13 protein-coding genes and 1 tRNA gene are annotated in these 18,691 nt (G+C 48.5%); 5 read left to right on the top strand and 9 right to left on the bottom strand.

Annotation, left to right across the window (positions count from 1 at the left end; all coding sequences use genetic code 11):
• Positions 1–46: 46 nt before the first annotated feature.
• The 8 genes from UWK_RS00555 to UWK_RS00520 form a co-directional block, all read right to left on the bottom strand.
• Positions 47–2,305 carry a GNAT family N-acetyltransferase gene (locus UWK_RS00555; RefSeq protein WP_015402395.1) on the bottom strand — a complete coding sequence of 753 codons (2,259 nt, stop codon included), beginning with the start codon at positions 2,303–2,305 and terminating at the stop codon, positions 47–49.
• Between the two features lie 14 nt (positions 2,306–2,319).
• Positions 2,320–3,321 (bottom strand): D-alanine--D-alanine ligase family protein, encoded by a 1,002-nt coding sequence (locus UWK_RS00550; protein WP_015402394.1) that lies wholly within the window; start codon positions 3,319–3,321, stop codon positions 2,320–2,322.
• On the bottom strand, positions 3,318–4,304 hold the full coding sequence (locus UWK_RS00545; RefSeq protein ID WP_015402393.1) for a D-alanine--D-alanine ligase family protein: 987 nt from the start codon (positions 4,302–4,304) through the stop codon (positions 3,318–3,320). Before UWK_RS00545 ends, UWK_RS00550 begins: the two co-directional genes overlap by 4 nt.
• Positions 4,305–4,388: 84 nt before the next feature.
• Positions 4,389–5,693: a KamA family radical SAM protein gene (locus tag UWK_RS00540; RefSeq protein ID WP_015402392.1), complete on the bottom strand. Its 1,305-nt coding sequence runs from the start codon at positions 5,691–5,693 to the stop codon at positions 4,389–4,391.
• A gap of 171 nt (positions 5,694–5,864) precedes the next feature.
• Positions 5,865–6,782 carry a cysteine synthase A gene (cysK, locus tag UWK_RS00535; RefSeq protein WP_015402391.1) on the bottom strand — a complete coding sequence of 306 codons (918 nt, stop codon included), beginning with the start codon at positions 6,780–6,782 and terminating at the stop codon, positions 5,865–5,867.
• Positions 6,779–7,750: a serine O-acetyltransferase gene (locus UWK_RS00530; RefSeq protein ID WP_015402390.1), complete on the bottom strand. Its 972-nt coding sequence runs from the start codon at positions 7,748–7,750 to the stop codon at positions 6,779–6,781. Before UWK_RS00530 ends, cysK begins: the two co-directional genes overlap by 4 nt.
• Positions 7,751–7,802: 52 nt before the next feature.
• Positions 7,803–8,429, bottom strand: coding sequence for a tetratricopeptide repeat protein (locus tag UWK_RS00525; protein ID WP_015402389.1), 627 nt, complete (start codon positions 8,427–8,429; stop codon positions 7,803–7,805).
• Between the two features lie 255 nt (positions 8,430–8,684).
• Positions 8,685–8,760, bottom strand: a tRNA-Cys gene (locus tag UWK_RS00520).
• 70 nt (positions 8,761–8,830) lie between these two features.
• On the opposite strand from UWK_RS00520, the gene rnc reads away from it, so the two are divergent.
• The 4 genes from rnc (at position 8,831) to UWK_RS17985 (ending at position 14,180) form a co-directional block, all read left to right on the top strand.
• Entirely contained in the window at positions 8,831–9,568 is a 738-nt protein-coding gene (gene rnc, locus UWK_RS00515; protein WP_015402388.1) for a ribonuclease III, read from the top strand.
• A complete protein-coding gene (locus UWK_RS00510; protein WP_052326940.1) occupies positions 9,549–10,583 on the top strand; it encodes an elongator complex protein 3 in 1,035 nt (344 codons plus the stop codon). Before rnc ends, UWK_RS00510 begins: the two co-directional genes overlap by 20 nt.
• Positions 10,570–12,540 carry a ribosomal protection-like ABC-F family protein gene (abc-f, locus tag UWK_RS00505; protein ID WP_015402386.1) on the top strand — a complete coding sequence of 657 codons (1,971 nt, stop codon included), beginning with the start codon at positions 10,570–10,572 and terminating at the stop codon, positions 12,538–12,540. Before UWK_RS00510 ends, abc-f begins: the two co-directional genes overlap by 14 nt.
• A 131-nt stretch (positions 12,541–12,671) precedes the next feature.
• Positions 12,672–14,180 carry a sensor domain-containing diguanylate cyclase gene (locus UWK_RS17985; protein ID WP_015402385.1) on the top strand — a complete coding sequence of 503 codons (1,509 nt, stop codon included), beginning with the start codon at positions 12,672–12,674 and terminating at the stop codon, positions 14,178–14,180.
• Between the two features lie 96 nt (positions 14,181–14,276).
• On the opposite strand, the gene UWK_RS00495 is transcribed toward UWK_RS17985, so the two are convergent.
• Positions 14,277–16,433, bottom strand: coding sequence for a SulP family inorganic anion transporter (locus UWK_RS00495; RefSeq protein WP_015402384.1), 2,157 nt, complete (start codon positions 16,431–16,433; stop codon positions 14,277–14,279).
• Between the two features lie 472 nt (positions 16,434–16,905).
• On the opposite strand from UWK_RS00495, the gene iorA reads away from it, so the two are divergent.
• Positions 16,906–18,687 (top strand): indolepyruvate ferredoxin oxidoreductase subunit alpha, encoded by a 1,782-nt coding sequence (gene iorA / locus UWK_RS00490; RefSeq protein WP_041916492.1) that lies wholly within the window; start codon positions 16,906–16,908, stop codon positions 18,685–18,687.
• The last annotated feature ends 4 nt before the right edge of the window (positions 18,688–18,691 follow it).

Here is an 18,691-nt window from a genome sequence, read left to right as displayed (position 1 = left end):
ATGGTCAGGAGGTATGGTAGCCTGGGGACAACCATATCCCCTTCGCCTATTGTTTCAGCAGATTTTTGCAGTAGACTACCTTGCCATCATCGGGACCATAGAAGTCGGGTAACAGGCTCACCTGGAGGTAACCGTTGTTTTCGTAAAAGGCACGTGTGCTGGCGTACTGCAGTCGTTGGGATGTGTCTGCGTATATCCGCTCGCCGCCGCCACTTCTGATGGCATGTTCGGTTTCCTTGAGGATGCTTTTACCAACGCCTCTTCCCTGATAATCGGGATGTACAACGATCCAGTAGAGATCATGTCCGCTCTGGGTGCAGGGGATTGCGCCATAACAGGTGTAGGAGACAAGGCGACCGTAATGTTCTGCTATGATGAAATTATAGCCACTGGCGTCTCCTTTTTCCAGTCTCTCCTGCACCAGTTCCACAGCTACATCCACTTCCTCCGCAGAGAAGAAGCCTGTTCTGGAAGCAAGTTTGGCTACTCGTTCCAGATCAGCCTCCTCGACTTCGTATCTGTAGGCAATGCCTTGAATTTTGCTTTTCACCGGATGGCGTGAATCGGCCCATCGCTGAATGGCAAGGCTGAGACCCTTGAAAAACCGCATGGCGTTGATACCAAGGGTTCGCGTTTTGTATCCGCCCTCCTGGATAACGATGGTCGGCAACCCAAGAGCTCCTATCATTTTACCGTTTTCCTGAAAATCTTTTGCCAGCAGACTCCAGGTACCTGTCGGGTCGCCTTTGGCAGGATCAAGGCCTAAGGCCACGACAAGAAAGGCTGGATTAAAAGCCTCGACCCTTTCCAGAACTTTCTGCAACGCCCTGCGATATTTTACCCCATCCACCGATTCAGGAAGGGGGATGTTGAGATTGAAACCCTCGCCTTCGCCTTCACCTTTTTCTTCTTCAAATCCACTGAAATAGGGATAGGCGAAGCTTGGATGACCGTGGATGGAGATGGTCAGAACATCATCGCGGCGGTAAAAAATCTCCTGGGTACCGTTGCCGTGATGATAGTCGATGTCAAGCACTACGGTTCTGCCATATCCGCTCAGGTAGTGGGCGGCGACTGCACTGTTGTTGAAATAGCAGAATCCTCCAAAAGCGCCACTTTCAGCGTGATGGCCTGGAGGTCTGACCAGAGCGTAGGCTATTCTTCGTCCATTAAGCACTTCATCTGCTGCAGTCAGGGCACAGTCAACCGCTCGACGGGCAGCGGGATAGGCATTTCTGTTAATGGGCGTGAACGTGTCGATACAGTAATATCCGGCAAGTACAGATTTTTCCTTTGGCGGTCGCATCTTATTGCGGATGGGGAAGATGTAAGGATAGAGGGACTTGCCCTCCGGCATGTCTGCACAGGCATTTTTCAGATATCCAACCAGATCCGAAGTGTGTACCGGATGGAGATGATGGTTGGCATAGTGGCGTGGTTTTATCTGGACAAATAATCCACTTTTGTCCAGTTCCTTGAGGATTGACCGGACACGTACCGGAGACTCCACGTATCCCTTGTCATTGATGTGGTGAATGTCGTGACGGTCATTCACCACTACAGCAATCTGTTCTGTACTTCTGCTTTCCACTGTGTTGCTGGCAACTTCGGGTTTCACATAGAGAAATGGACGAAGTTGCACCGGGTCATCATTGAATGAGGAAACAACGGTATCCACATACTCGGGCGAGCATATATCACTGTATTTTCGTTCCAGTACAGCACGCACAGCCTTACGGACAAAGGTCTTTGAGGGTGGTTTTTTGTTCTCGAGACCGTCATAAACCAGGAACGGGGCACAACTGTCATCCGGGTTGATGGGGGTTTCGTAGGCCGTATTGACGATGGGACGGGCACCGTATTGTTCATAAAAACGGAGTCTGGCACTATTTTCCTGAAGTATTTCCGGTTCAGAACAGAAGGTTTCAGAATCCGGTAAACATTCAAAGAAAAGACCTTTCACCTTCAGGGCCGCAGATTCCTGCCGTACCCGTTCGTAGAGCACACTGCCAATACCCGAGCTTGCACGCTTGGCCGTTATGGCAATCCAGTCAAGATAGGTGAACGAGAGTAAGGGTTCATGGAGCAGGATTGCAAAACCATCCACACGCTCCTTCACACTTTCGGCCACAAAGAGAATGGTACGGAATCGCTGTTTGAAAGGATTTCGCAGTTTTTCTCCTATGGATTCAATCTCCTTTTCATCGGTAACACTGAATCTGGAACGCAGGATTTCCTTTACCTGACGCAGTTCCTCTTTGTTGACTGGCAGTGCATCATCGTAGATGCGGCGTACGCGTAACATTTATATTACTCCTTTCAAACTGTCACAGGGACATCTGCTACAATTCGGTGGATTGCTTCACTGAAGGATATTCCGGCCCGTGCCAGTGCTGCGGAAAACCCCGCATCCGGTGAGAGACATGGGTTGGCATTTACCTCAAGTATCCAGGGTTTACCTTCAGGGTCGACCCGGAAGTCGACCCGGGCATAGCCGTTCAGCCTGAAAAGAAACCAGCATTGCCGGGAGATCTCCTTTAGATTTTCAAGGATCACTCTGTCTTTAGAGCTGAAATCAAAGCTGCGCGGAGTGTGCTGGTAGGCAAAGGATGATTCGTCCCACTTGGCCTTATAGTCAACAATCCTGGCCATCTCCGAGGTGAAATTGTCAAAGAGGATCTCGGCAGGAGGCAGTACTTCCGGGCCATTTTCTCCGGCAAGAATGGAGATATTGAATTCCCGGCCGTCAATAAAGTGCTCGGCAAAGCAGGCACCACCCAGACTGTCCTTTTTGGTATTCATGAGCGAGAAAAGTTCATCTGTCGTGGAGGGTTGCACCAGAGAGTCTGCATTCATTCCCAGTGAGGCATGTTCCCATAGGGATTTTATGATCCAGGTGGCATCCATCGTAATGCTGCCGCTAATTTTTTTTTCACCACTTGATAAAAGTTCTGCCCAGTCAGGGGTGGGAAGGCCAGCACTGCGCAGTAAATTCTTGGCCTCAGTTTTGTTGGAGCTTAGGGATATGGCTCCTGCTGAAGATCCTGTACAGGGAAGATGTAAAACCTCAAGCAGTGCAGGGAAAAGATGAATCAGACGACCATGCCCTCCAAGGGATTCTACCAGATTGAATACCAGTTCCGTCTTCGTCTCTTTGAGATCACAACTGATTTTCTCCAGATTCAGAGAACAGTCCAGAATCTTTACCCGGTGCCCAAGCTGGATCAGTGCTTTTTTTACTGCCTCCACCTGCGTCAGCACATCCATCGCATCCGGCCTGTCACTTGCTTCCAGGGAATTATGAACAACGGCAAAGTTCATAGTGTAACCCTGGCGGAGGCTGAGGTGAGTATCATTTCCACAAGACTCAGGTAATCAATGTTTTGCATTGTACAGAGAATGGGAAGATCCGAATGTTGCGGATGAATACCGGCAAGAGGGTTGACCTCCATAAACAGCGGTTTTCCGTTTGCATTGCAGCGCAGATCCGCGCGTCCTCCGTCCCTGCAGCCAAGGACACGCCAGGCCTCAAGGGCTGTGTTTTCAGCCTCCTTGACAACGGGATCCTTACTGCCGTGAACCAGCCGATACTCCACCCGTTCTTCGCATTCCTCCTTGTTGACATAGGAATAGACACCTTCCTCAGCGTTCTGTAGCAGGACAACCTCGATGGTTCCCAGAACTTTTGCCACGTTTCCCGTTCCTACTATACCAACGGTGAACTCCCGACCGGGCAGGTAGGGTTCAATGATTACAGGCTGCTTAAACTTTTCTATCAAATGGTCGACGGCTCCCGGCAGCTCCGCTTTATCTCTGACGATGGAGGTGGGATCAATTCCCTTTCCCGTTCCTTCGGCAACTGGTTTGATGAACCATGGACCTCCGAAGGATATTGCTGCAGCTTCAGACCCCTTTTCAGCAACCAGAAAATCACTCACGGCAACTTTTGCATCCCGCAGTACCCGTTTGGTCATGCCCTTGTGAAGAGTCAGGCTCATGACCAGTGGATCCGAAAAAGTATATGGAATATTGAAAACATCCAAAATTGCCGGAATCTGGGCCTCACGGCCTATGCCGTACATCCCTTCAGCGATATTAAAAACCAGATCCCAGCGTTTTCCCTCCGTAAGGGCCTGCATAAGCTGTCTGGCATGACCGATTCGCTCACATTTGTGACCCAGTGTGGTCAGCGCATTTTCAATGGCTGTAATAGTGTCGTCACGATCGAATTCTGCTGTTTCAAGCTCAGAGAATCCCATCTCCAGGTAAGCGGAGCGTAAATCAAAAGTCAATCCTATCTTCATCTGTATTGAACCCGTTTGAAACGTAAATATGAATAGGAAATATCTCTGTTACTTGACAGAGATGCCTGTAACTGATTTTTCCGGTCAGACAACATCGGGATAACGGAAGCATCTCTCTTCGTAGTTACGCAGCAGGAGATCACTGCCCTCTTTCCCTATAACCGAATCCGGTAGAAGGGGGATTTTTCCTCCTCCGCCAGGGGCATCAATGACATAAGTTGGAATGGCATAACCACTGGTAAAACCCCTTAATCCCTGGATGATATCCAGTCCTTTCTTTACCGATGTCCTGAAATGAGCCGATCCGGTGATGGGGTCGCACTGATAGAGATAGTATGGACGGACCCGCATCTTCATCACCCCGTGCATTAAGCTCTTCATCGTTTCCGCCGTGTCGTTGATACCGCGCAGGAGAACGGTCTGCGAACCGAGTGGAATCCCTGCCCCTGCAAGGCGTGCACAAGCTTTGGTGGTTTCCGGAGTGCATTCGTCTGGATGGATGAAATGCAGGCTCATATAGAGAGGATGATAGCGGCGAAGCATTTTCACCAGTGCGGGGGTGATACGCTGCGGAAGCACTGCAGGAACCTTGGTTCCGATGCGAATAACCTCTACGTGAGGGATTTTACGCAGACTGCTCAACAGCCATTCAAGGCGATCATCGGACAGCAACAGTGGGTCGCCACCTGAAATAAGGACGTCACGGATCGTTTTTGTACGACGAATGTAGTCAAGCATTCGTTCGAATCTGGCTGTTGTCGGATTTATGGTACCATGCCCGACAACACGCGATCTCGTACAGTAACGGCAATAGGTTGAGCAAAAATCATGTACCAGAAAAAGAACACGGTCAGGATAGCGGTGAACAAGACCCGGCACAGGACTCTGGTTGTCTTCTCCAAGAGGATCGTCAGCCTCACCGGGTCCCTGGGTTAATTCACCTGTTGTGGGAACAACGGAACGGCGGAGTGGATGCTCTGGATCTGTAGGGTTAAGAAGACTCAGGTAATATGGAGTAATGGAAAGCGGAAGAGTAGTTCCCGTTCCATTGACAGCCAGTTCTTCGTCTTTGGAAAGCTGTAAAAAACGCCCAAGCTGGTCTCCACGACGGATACGGTTGGCAACCTGCCAATGCCAGCTGTTCCACTGTTTTGCTGTAACACCTGGGTAAAAGGTTTTTCGAAATGTGTTTCTTTGAGAAGGACTTACTGATGATGCTTCTGAAGGTAGAGAAAAAAGAGTGGCTGGGGGGGGAATTTTGAGCAGACAGGCGTCTGCGTCGAGGGTTTTTATTCTACCGTCAGGAGGTTCCTCATCTTCGTCAGTAAGCGAGTCTGAAAGGTCTGGAATGTGGCTCCAGAAATTAATAATGTCTGCCTGTGTGTGCATTTTTTTTCTCCAATTATTTTAGTATATTACCTTTATGTTGGTTTTTCGGCCAACTCATGTTCCTTTACGTGCTATGTACGTCCTGGTGCAGGGAAAGTCAATGGAAATAAGATGGCCAAAAACGATTTGTTTTTTATAGAGAAGCACATCATTTTTTCGGGAAACATCTGCTTACTTTATCATCAGGTCGGTACTTAAATACCGCTCTCCTGTATCCGGCAGAACAGTGACTATTGTTTTACTCTTGTTTCTTTCATCTCTTGCCAGTTGCAGCGCTGCCCACATGGCTGCACCCGAGGAGATTCCGACCAGCAGCCCCTCCTGTTTTGCAAGCTTTCTGGCGGTTTCCAGGGCATCGTCGTTTGTAACTGTAATGATCTGGTCAATTAGCTCAGTTTTCAGGATTGCAGGGATAAAGCCGGCTCCGATCCCCTGGATCTTATGGGGGCCAGGGCTTCCTCCTGAAAGTACTGGGGAGTCAGCAGGTTCCACTGCCACTCCAATAATCTCTGGATTCTTTTCTTTTAATCCCTCGAGCACTCCCGTTATGGTTCCACCGGTTCCGACTCCCGCTACGAAAATATCGATTATGCCATCCGTCGCCTGCCATATTTCCTCAGCAGTGGTTTTTTTGTGAATGGCTGGGTTGGCAGGATTTTCAAACTGTCTGACCATAAAACTGTTCCGGGTTTTCCGATGAAGTTCTTCTGCAGCTGCGATGGCCCCTTTCATTCCCTCTGCGGCAGGAGTGAGAACCAGCTGAGCTCCCAGATGTTTGAGAAGAGCTCTTCGTTCAAGCGACATGGATTCCGGCATGGTGAGAATCAATGGCAGATTTCTTTCTGCGCAGACAAAGGCCAGCCCCAATCCGGTATTTCCTGAAGTTGCCTCGATGACGGTGGTACCTTCTGTAATCTTCCCGCCCCGTATCCCCGCTTCAATCATGGCAAGTGCAATACGATCCTTGACGCTGCCCATGGGATTCCGGGATTCCTGTTTTGCAAGAATACGGGCACAGCAGTGAGCAGAGATTTTGGACAGTGATATAAGTGGGGTATTTCCTGTGGTATCGGTCAGTGACAGGCTCATGATGTTCCACCCTTTCTTCCTGAATAGAGGAGTTCTGGTCGTTTGAGTATAACTCTGGTGTCCGAAGGAACGGATTCGGTGAGCCAGATGTTTCCACCGATAACTGTTCTGGCGCCAATGGTTGTGTCCCCGCCAAGGATAGTGGTGTTGGCGTAAATAATAACGTCATCTTCAATGGTCGGATGGCGCTTAACGTCCCGCATCACCCGTCCTGCATCCTTTGGAAGCGAGAGAGCTCCCAGAGTGACGCCCTGATAGATCCTGACATTTGAGCCAATGATAGTTGTCTCTCCAATAACAACGCCAGTTCCATGGTCAATGAAAAATCCGGGACCAATGGTTGCCCCCGGATGGATATCGATACCCGTGAGGCTGTGGGCATGTTCAGTCATAATCCGGGGAATAATTGGTACTTCAAGGAGGTACAACTCATGGGCCATTCTGAAGATGGAGGTGGCAAGCAGGCCGGGGTAACAGAAGATAACTTCATCCGTACTGGCTGTTGCCGGGTCTCCTGCAAGTGTTGCCCGAATATCGGTGGAGAGCAGGGCTGAAATTCCTGGCAGGCTTTCAATAAAGGAGAGGGCCATGCGATGCCCTCTTTCTTCACAATGGGTACAGGGGAGGTTGGAACGCCTGCAGTCATGGCGGATGGCCATGATGATCTCCCTGGATAATCGTTCGTAGAGCTCCGTGGTCTCCTTGCCGAGATAATATTCCAGATTGGAGCCATGGATTTTGGTCTTGGTGAAATAGCCCGGAAACAATATCTGTCGTACCTGGTAGATAATATTAATAATCGAGGTGTGTGAGGGGATGGGAACCGGCCCCACATGATCAAAGCAGTCCTCGGTCTGCCAGGCAGCGACCAGCGTTTCCACCACTGGTGGGAGTTTGTCGTGGAGAGCACCAGTGGTATGAGTCTCGTGTTCACAGTGTTCAGGAATGTGAATGTCGTTGCTTGCCATATTGAGGCCTTTTCAAAGGGAATTGTGAGAGTAGGTTTATAGAAAAAGCATCCTATTTGTTTGCCGGAATGGCGGTATTCATTTCTTTTCTGATATCCTCTACAGCTTCAGTCAACGGTTTGCCGTTGTTCAGCTTCGCCTGTGGGTTGATAGAGAGGAGTTCTTCCCAGGCGGCAATGGCCCCTTCGGGATTATTAAAGTCATACAACAGAACAATACCCTTGTTGAGGCGTGAAGGTTCATGCCCGGGGTTGACCGAAAAGGCTTTGTCGAAGGATTCAATGGCTTTTTCTGACTGTTTGTTCCTTCTGTACATGACCCCGAGATCAGTCCAGACATCCGCATTGCCGGGTTGGAGTTCAAGGGACCTGGTATACGCCTTGATAGCCTGCTGTACTTTGTTAGAGTCATAATAGAGGTGGCCAAGCTGGATCCAGGCTTCAGTATTGTTGGGATTTATCGTAACTTCAGCCTCAAAGTTGGCTATGGCCTCTGCTGTCTGTTTTTCCAGCTGCTGGGCGTTGTCCGGAGCCTGTGCCTGAGCGGGGGCAGCAATCGGGGTGGAAGGGCTAAGCTTGTAAACGGCAAATATGGCACCACCAACAAAACCTGCAACAAATCCTATTAAAAGGGCGTAAATCAGGGTTTCTTTTTTTACCGTATTGTTTTTTTCAGACATCAGCGATTTTTCCTTTTTCGTAGTGGTGGAGAAATATAAAATATCTTCCTATCAGGAAAAGTATAGGCAGAATTTTAGCGCTGTCAAACTCTAACTTTGTGGTATTTTTTTGAGGGGAATTTCAGAAGAAGGAAAGGGGTGCCGGAACAGTCGTTTTGTGCTATACAGGGTAGTTTTATCTGGGATACAGATATTTGACGGCGTAATAAAAAAAGGCGATATCCTGAAATATTCAGAATATCGCCTTACAATTACTGGAGGCGGCGAGCGGATTTGAACCGCTGAATCATGGTTTTGCAGACCAGTGCCTTAGCCGCTTGGCTACGCCGCCGAATATGCCCAGGTAGGCATGAGCAACACTTTATACCACAGTTTATGTTTTTAACAAGAGGAAAATGGCCATGGATATTGAAACACTGGTACAACGAAACAAGGATGATCTGGCTGTGCTGGAACAGTGCCTTGGATACCGTTTTACCGACCTGCGCCTGTTGCAAAAAGCATTGATTCATTCCTCCTTTGCTTTTGAACAGGCGCAGATTGATAAAAATAATGAGATTCTAGAGTTTTTAGGTGATGCTGTGCTTGATCTTGTCATTGGGCACACCCTCTGTAAACGCTTTCCCGAGATGCGTGAAGGAGAACTTACCCGCCTCAGGTCATCGCTCGTCAATGAGACTCACCTGGCGACCATGGCAAGAAATCTCAAACTTGGTGACTTTCTCTGCCTTGGCAAGGGAGAGGACGCATCCAACGGGCGTAATAAGTCTTCTATCCTCTCCTGTGCCTACGAAGCGGTTATCGGGGCGATTCTCGAGGACAGCGATTATCCGACGGTGGCGGTGATTGTTAATAAATTTTTTGTTCCTGATATGGCAGGAAAAAAAGAAGAATTGTTGATGGCAGATGCCAAAAGTCGGCTGCAGGAGGCACTGCAGGAAAAGTTTAATGAGGCTCCATCCTATCGAATAGATGAGGAAGAGGGGCCCTCACATCAGAAGATCTTTACCGTCTCCGTTCTCTTCAGAGAAGAAGCACTCGGTAGTGGAACCGGGAGTTCCAAAAAGGAGGCGGAGCAGCGGGCAGCGGCGACAACTCTTGACAGTCTTGATGATGTGATTGGGAAATTTTCCTCCTGAACCTGCCATGTCCCTCGTTATTCCAATATTTATTCCCCACCAGGGGTGTCCGCAGCACTGTCTGTTCTGCAACCAGGTCTCCATTAGCGGAAAACTGTCGTCAAAGGTCGATGATGCCAGGTATATCCGAGATACCATAAACGAATGGCTTGGTTTTTCCAGGAAGCACGCTGAAGTGCAGGTAGCCTTTTATGGTGGCTCCTTCACCTGTCTTGCCAAAGAACGTCAGGAGGTGTTGTTGGCTGCGGTGCGTCCCTTTCTGGAGAAGGGATCGGTGCAGTTTATCCGTCTTTCTACCCGTCCAGACTGCATAGATGAAAAGATCTGTGATTTTTTGCTGAAGTTTGGGGTAAAAACAGTGGAACTCGGGGTACAGTCCCTTGATGACCGCGTCCTTGAGGCGGCCCGTCGGGGGCATACGAGTGACGATTCCCTGCGGGCAATGGCAATCTTGCAGGAGAAGGGACTTACTCTTGGTGTTCAACTTATGCCGGGTTTGCCGGGTGAAAGCACTCTGTCGTTTCTTGTAGGCCTGCATCGTGTTATCAGCTGTAATCCTGATTTTGTGCGTCTCTATCCAACCTTGGTTATTGGTGGTTCCGGGTTGGCTGGGGAATATCAAAGGGGAAGGTACCGACCGCTCAGCATGGAACGGGCGATCGCTCTTTGCTGTATAGCAAAAGAGCGCCTTGGCAATGCTGGAATCCAGATCATGCGAATGGGACTGCAGGCATCGGAAAGCCTGGAAAAAGAACTTATTGCCGGTCCCTATCATCCGGCATTTGGTGAATTTGTGGCGGCACGCCACTGGTTTAAGCGTGTGCGACCACTGCTTGCCGGTTGTCCTGCTGGAAAAACGCTTTCCCTGCGAATTTCGGACAGAGATATGTCGGCATTTGTCGGTCCAAAACGGGCAAATATAAAACGATTGCAACAGTTGGGACTTGAGTCACGATTGCAGATTACAACGGATAAAACCTTGAAACGGGGCACAATGAACTATGTTATCAATTAATCATCTGGACATCCGTTACGGAGACAAACATCTTTTTAAAGATCTTTCCATTCAGGTAACCGACGGAAAACGAATCGGCTTGCTGGGCGTTAATGGTGCCGGTAAATCAACGCTTTTGAAAATCATGGCTGGCGTGAATGAGTGCGACGACGGTGTTCTCAGTCGTTCAAAGTATTTCAGTGTGGCCTATCTTCCCCAGGAATCCAGTGCCCTTGTTTCTGGACGAAGCCTGTATCAGGAGGCAGAGAGTGCCTTTGCAGAACTGATTGAACTGCAAAAAGAGGCTGACATCATTAACGAAGATCTTGCCAGCGTGGATCCTCAGTCGGATGAATTCTCAATTCTGCTGGAGCGTCAGGGGGACATCCAGCATCGCCTTGAAGGCAGCGGTATCTATACCATGCGGGCGCGGATTGAAAAGATATTACTGGGCCTCGGTTTCCATCAGGATGATATGGACAGACCGGCATCATCCTTCTCAGGTGGCTGGATCATGCGGCTGATGCTTGCCAAAATGCTGCTTGCTGCTCCCTCTCTGCTGCTGCTCGACGAACCAACCAACCATCTGGATCTGACCTCTCTTACCTGGGTTGAGGAATTTCTCCGCTCCTATAACGGTGCCATGGTCATTATTTCCCATGATAGAGCCTTTCTTGACAAGGTGACAACCACTACCTGGGAGTTGAGCCTTGGGAAACTCTCGGTCTACAAGGGCAACTACTCTTATTATGAGAAGGAGAAGGTGGAGCGGAAGACTATTGAGAAGGCGGCTTACGATAACCAGCAGGCGCAGATTAAACAGAGTATGCAGTTTATTCAGCGCTTCCGTGCTAAATCCACTAAGGCCAAACAGGTACAGAGCCGGGTGAAACAACTTGAGAAAATGGTTCTTCTTGAGATTGGTGAGGAAGACCGGCAGATTCGTTTCAGTTTTCCTCCTGCACCTGACTCGGGCAGGGATGTGCTCACGGTGGAGAATCTGTGTAAGAGTTTTGATGGCAAAGAGGTTTTTAAAAACATCAGTTTCCAATTCCAGCGTGGTGACAAGGTTGCTGTGGTTGGCGTGAACGGTGCTGGGAAATCCACCCTGGTGAAGATTATCGCTGGAGCCATAAATGCCGATTCAGGAGTTGTGAAACTTGGTCACAATGTACAGCTATCCTATTTCGGACAGCATCAGGCTCAGGAACTCAGTCCAACACTTACAGCCCTTGAAACACTTTCGCTCTCTGTGAAGGATATGACTATCACCCGGATACGCTCTCTGCTGGGAACCTTCCTGTTCCGGGGTGAAGAGGTGGATAAGAAGGTTTCCGTTCTTTCAGGTGGCGAAAAAAGTCGTCTGGCGCTGGCTAAGATGATAGCTTCTCCTGCGAACTGTATGCTCCTCGATGAACCGACGAACCATCTGGATATCAGCTCCCAGGAGGTTCTGCAGGAGGCAATGTCTCAGTATGACGGCTTTATTCTGGTGGTTTCCCATAACCGTTATTTCCTCGACAGTTTTGTGAATAAGGTGGTTGAGGTTAAAGATGGTCAGCTGAACGTATATGAAGGCAATATCAGTGATTATCTGCAGAAAATTGAGGCGGATAGTGCGGGGGGTGAGGACAAACAGCAACCAGCCGATGAGGCAGCACCAGTTATCGAAACAGAAGTCTCAGGAACACAGCTTTCTAAAAAGGAACAGCGTCAGCTGGATGCCAGAAAGCGTCGGGAAGAGAATAAAAAAATGGGTCCCTGGAAAAAACAGGCTGAAGAGGCAGAGAAAATGGTGGAGAAACTGGAAGCTGAAAAAACAGCCCTTGAAGCCCGGATGGCTGATCCTGAACTCTATCAGGATCAAAAGGCATGGGTGGCAACTTCAGCTGACTATGACGAGTGTGGGCGCAGGCTTGAGCGCTGGTATGGGAAGTGGGAGGCGGCACAGGAAAATATGGAGAGGCTTGCAGAGTAATGTTTCATGTGTTCCCCTGTTTGCTGTTCCCTTCTTTTTGTTTGACCTCGAAAATAGCAGCAGGTAGGGTAGGTGGCAGGGATGCGTATATGGTGAAAAGAGATATAAATCAATTTGATCTGGAGTTTTGAATGACGACTGTTCAGGATTTTTTTGACGAAAAAGTAAGACTACCCTCGCCACCGACGATAGCCTTAAAAATTCTAGAGGCCGTTCGCCAGGAAGAGAACTCCTTCGATGACCTGGCCAGGATTATCAGTACCGATCCGTCTCTCAGTGTTCGTATTCTTAAACTTGCCAATTCTTCTCTGTATGGGCTCAGTCAACCGGTTGACTCTCTTGCTCAGGCCACAGCATTGATTGGTACTGATGCCTTGAAGAATATCGCACTCTCCTTCGTCATTGTCCAGGAGTTCCAAAATGCCCCCCAGGGAAGCTTTAATCTTGATTATTTCTGGCGACGGGCAATAACCGCGGCGGTGGCTGCGGATGTTCTTGGAAGCGCTGTCGGGCACAAAGGTCAGGATCTGTTTGTCACCGGATTGCTGCAGGATATCGGTATTTTGATTCTTTTTCTGTCTCATCCGAATGACTACAGGGCCATTCTTGACCAAAAGCGTGTCAGTGGCGAGAAACTCAGTGTCGCCGAGAAAGAACAGTTTGGCTGCGACCATGCCGAAGTTGGGCATTATCTGCTCAGCTCCTGGAATTTACCTGAATGCATCAGTGAGCCCATTCGTTGGCATCATATGACGGCGAAAGCAGGAAAAGATTTTCAGGGTTCAGCAATGCTTCTCGATTTCTCGGACAAGATTTCGGCTATGTATCACAGTGTACACAGCAACATGAAGTCCATTGAGGTGCATTCTGGACTTGCAGATAAATGGCATGTCTCCGGAGGCAGGGTTGACGAATTAATCGATACCATAGGGGAGAGGTCTCGTGAGATCCTGGACTTGTTTGCAATGGATCCCAAGGACATCAAGCCCTTTTCCCAGATCATGCAGGAAGCAAATGAAGAACTGGGTGCCCTGAATTTATCCTATGAACAGGTTGTTCTGGAGCTGAAACTGGCGAGGCGGAGTGCAGAACAGCTTGCTATGGAGCTGCAGCAGGCAAACAACAGTCTGCGGGAACTCGTCTACAGGGATGGTCTGACCGGTCTTTATAATCACAGGTACTTTCAGAATGTTCTGGAAACGGAACTGGGAAGGGCTGTTCGCTATAAACATCCAGTTTCACTGCTTCTTCTGGATATTGATTTTTTTAAAAAGGTTAATGATACCTATGGACATCCCGTGGGCGATGAAATCCTTAAGGAGATTGCTAACGTTTTGACCCATCTGGTGCGCAGTTGTGACGTTGTTGCCCGTTATGGTGGTGAGGAATTTGCTGTTATTCTACCTGAAACAGGGAGTAAGGGGGCAAAGGTGCTGGCGCAACGCTTGAGGAGAGGGGTTGAGCAAAAGAAAATTGAGCATAATGGAAAGCGTGTTTCTGTTACAGTAAGTATTGGTCTGGCGGCTACAGATATGACTCGAAAGGAATTGAGCCGTGTGGCGATAATAGAGTGTAGTGATCAGGCGCTTTATATGGCAAAGCAGAATGGAAGAAACAGAGTGGAACTGGGTGTTATCTGAGTAGTCTTCTGGTGAATTTGAAATACCCTCAGGTGTAAACGTAAAAAGGCCGCAATCCCAAATAGGATTACGGCCTTTTTATGTTTTAAAATCCTGCTATGCAGGAATATACTTTGTTAAAGGACAGTTATTACAGCCTGCTTCAGGAAGATCAGTGTCTGTATGGACCTTGGTGATAATATCAGCAACGGCCGATTCAGTGTCAGGGTACATGTTTTCCATTCCGATCTTGTCAAGAAGGTGAGTCCTTTCCATGACAGCCATGACTTGTCCTTTGACTCCGGACATTGCAAAGCCGAGTTTTGCCGCACGGAGGCGCTCAACAATCATGGCCAGAGCTTCTTCACCGGAGGCGTCCATATCATTGATTCCTTTGGCGTCAAGGAGGATATAACGCAGATCCGGATGTGTGGTTCTAAAGTAGGCAACCTGTTCATCGAGATAGCTGGCATTGGCAAAGAACAAAGATCCGTCAAAGCGGACAACCGAAATATGGCGACAGCCTTTGAGGCGATAATGTTCAGCACTTTTCATGACTTTATCCTCATGCATGGAGAGCTCGGCCACAACCGGACGCATCGATTTGTAGAGGAAGACGCCCATGGAGAGGACAAAGCCAACCATGATACCCTTATCCAGATGTGGAGCAAAGTAGAGGGTAACCAGAAAACTTAAAACCGAAATAATTCCATCATATTTTTGAGCGTGCCATGCATGGACAAATCCTTTGACGTTCACAAGCCCGATAACTGCCATCATAATGACTGCAGCAAGCGTTGCCTGGGGGAGATGGTAGAGCAGGGGGGTGAAGAAGAGCAGGGTGATGACCACCATGACCGAGGTGACCACGGAAGAGATACCCGTAACGGCACCAGCTGCAAGGTTAACAGCGGAACGGGAGAATGAACCGGAAACCGCGTAGCTGGATCCAAAAGAACCACAGATATTGGCAAGGCCCTGACCGATTAACTCCTGGTTGGCATCAATCTTCTGGCCGGTTTTTGCAGCCATGGCTTTAGCAATGGCAATGGCTTCCATAAATCCGAGCAGAGAAATAATGATTGCCGTGGGAAGCAGTTTCAAAAAGCTTTTCACAGTGAGTTCCGGGATTGCAATTGTTGGCAGTCCCTTGGGAACTGTACCGACAATGGCACCACCACCCATCATGGTTAATTGATCAGTACTCAGCGCTTTATTGCCTATTTTCAGACGCCAGGTTTTTCCATCCGTTTCTATGCCACCTGGAATGTTTCCTTTTGGGTAGAAGGTGTAATTGTCACCATCGACTACCGCTTCAAATTTTAGATGTCTGAGATCCTTACGGAGAAGGTGGGCCTCTTCTTTCGCATGATCCATATGGTTAGTGAGAATTGCTATTTCGCTTTCCATTTTGATCAGTTCGATGGGTTTGCCACCGTGGGGTCCAGTTTCTGCGTTACGTAGCTCATCAGCCGCTTTACCAAGAGCAGCACGTTCGCCGCCGCGTGTCTCGATGAGTTCTGTTGCCTGGTTGAATTCATGTACTTTTTCGCTAAATCCGGGTAGTTGAACGGCAGAGATGTCAACTGCGGCATCATTGTTAAATCCTGTGAAGTAGGAAATTACGGTGGTGATAAGGACTGCTACCAGAACATTTGGAACCTTGGGGGCATATTTTTTCAAGGTGGCCATGATGGCTACCGCAGAGACCGCATAAATCAAAGTCGGCATATGAGTATAATCCATAGCGGCATTTGCCACTCGCATCATTGTTTCATAATGATGAGGGGCTTTATCAACGTATACGCCGAAGAATTTGGAAAACTGAGATGATGCGATAATGATGGCAGCGGCATTGGTGAAACCATTGATAACAGGATGGGAAAGAAAGTTTACCACCATTCCCAGGCGAAGCACACCCAGGGAGAACTGGAAGATACCGACAACAAGTGCAAGCACGATTGAGTAAGCGATAAATTCAGGTGATCCTGCAGTTGCCAGAGGCTCGAGAGAGGCTGCTGACATCAGTGATACAACGGCAACAGGCCCGGTACCGAGTTGACGACTGGAACCAAACAGTGCAGCTATCATGGGTGGCAGGAATGCTGCGTAGAGACCGTAGTAAGCCGGAAGACCGGCAAGTTGTGCATAGGCCATTGATTGAGGGATCAAAACCATGGCAACCGTAATACCGGCAACCAGGTCAAGTTTGAATGTTGCCCCCTTGTACCCTTTAAACCAGAGAATAAATGGAAAAATTTTTGCTAGAAACATAGGTGTGGACTCTTTGTGGTAGAAGTTTGATGTGTGTGGGTTCTATAAAAAAACGATCTATGTGAAGAGGCTGAATGGTGATTCAGTCGAATTTTCTAGGCGATTGGTAGCGCTGAAGTTGCTATTCGTCAAGTATTTTTTTTACAACTTAGTTAAAAACTTATTTGCTTTAATGAATGCGAAATACCTGAAACTTCGAACAGTTGGGTTTTCTCTTTCCCACGTATGCAGCTTGTTAGAGGTAAATGTTCAAAAAAAAAGATACTAAAATTACAACTTTTTAAATTGAAAAAAAACTTGCCTGATGGCTGGTTTTCAGGGTAGTTTGTCATACTTTTGCAAAGAACTTTTTATGTCTGCTGCAGGTGGAAAACCTTAGGTGCTATTTCTATTATTCTATCGGACAGGGCAATTGATCAAAAAACTATAAACAGTAACAGGTGAGAAAGTGACAGACAGCAATTCACTCTGGATGTCCGGGAACGAAGCCATTGCCATGGCTGCTTATGAGGCAGGAGTTACAGTCGCCTCCGGCTATCCCGGAACGCCATCGACCGAAATCATGGAGAATCTCTCCAAATACGAAGGTGTGTATACCGAATGGGCCCCCAACGAGAAAGTTGGTCTCGAGGTCGCAATCGGTGCCTCTTTTGCCGGGGCAAGAGCCTTTGCAACCATGAAGCATGTTGGTGTCAATGTGGCTGCGGATCCGTTGTTTACTGTCTCATATACTGGGGTTCGCGGTGGTCTGGTTGTCCTTACTGCCGATGATCCCGAGATGCACTCATCTCAGAATGAACAGGATAATCGTAATTACGCGTATGCAGCCAAGCTCCCCATGCTGGAACCATCCGAGCCGGCCGAAGCAAAAGAGCTACTGAAAGATGCCTTTGAACTGTCTGAAAAGTTTGACACTCCGGTTCTGTTTCGTATAACCACCCGTGTGGCCCATGTGAAGGGAGTGCTCAGTAAGGGGGATATGAGAAAATCCTCTGCAGTCTGCGGAATTGAGAAGGCACCTGCCAAAATTGTTATGCTTCCCGGCAATGCCCGTAATCGTCGCAAAATTGTTGAAGAGCGCATGGCACAGCTCACGGAAGTTGCAGAAAGTGATACCTTTAACAAGGTGGAGCCTGGTGATACCAAACGCGGTTTTATTACTGGTGGTGTTGCGTACCTCTACGTGAAAGAGGCATTTCCGGAAGCTACAGTCTTGAAGCTTGGCATGAGCTGGCCGCTTCCCGAAAAGAAAATTAAAGCATTTGCCGCAAGCGTGGATGAGCTTTTTGTTGTGGAAGAACTTGACCCCTTCCTTGAACATCACATTAAAGCCATGGGAGTAGAGTGTCACGGTAAGGATCTTATTCCAAACCAGGGAGAACTTAATACCTCCATCGTGCGAACCGCCATTGATCCGGATTCAGCCCCGGTACTGTTTGCTCCGGCAGAGCTTCCCATGCGGCCACCAAATATGTGTGCCGGTTGTCCTCATCGAGGAGTATTCTACAATCTCTCCAAGATGAAAGATATTTTTGTGTCAGGTGATATCGGCTGTTACACCCTGGGTTTTCTGCCACCGCTTTCAGCCATGGATTCCTGTGTCTGTATGGGGGCGTCGGTAACGATTGCCCACGGAATGGCTAAGGCTTTGGGAGATGAAGGAAAGGGAAGGCTTGTTTCCGTGATCGGTGACTCTACCTTTGTCCATACCGGAATAAATGGTCTGATTAACTCAGTCTATAATGACTCCCGAACGGTTCTTGTGATCCTTGATAACAGGATTACCGCCATGACCGGTCAGCAGAACAATCCGGCATCCGGCTGCAATATAAAAGGTGAGGCGGCAAATGCCATCGACCTTGAGGCCCTGTGCAGGGCAGTTGGTGTCAAGCATGTGGAAACGGTTAATCCTCATGATATTGCCGAGTGTAAAAAGGCGTTGCAGACAGCATTGGCTCTTGATGAGATGGCAGTGGTTATCTCAAGGGCACCCTGTGTGTTGCTGCCTGAAATTAAAAATGCACCACATAATCCCTATTCAACAAAGACTGAAAACTGCGCAGGCTGCATGGCCTGTGTGAAGCTTGGTTGTCCTGCCATCAGTTGGACAAATATTACGTCCCAGGAAGCAGTGGCAAAAGGGTATAAAGAAAAACAGAAGGGTTTTGCGGTGATCAATGAAGTACAGTGCAACGGGTGTGGCCAGTGTGCAGCCCTATGTAAATTTGAAGCAATCAACAGGAAGGGAGAATAGATAA

The sequence above is a fragment of the Desulfocapsa sulfexigens DSM 10523 genome (assembly GCF_000341395.1).
Taxonomy (GTDB): Bacteria; Desulfobacterota; Desulfobulbia; order Desulfobulbales; family Desulfocapsaceae; genus Desulfocapsa; species Desulfocapsa sulfexigens.
Note: the sequence above shows the minus strand (reverse complement) of the source record. Positions and strands in the feature narration are given on the sequence as shown.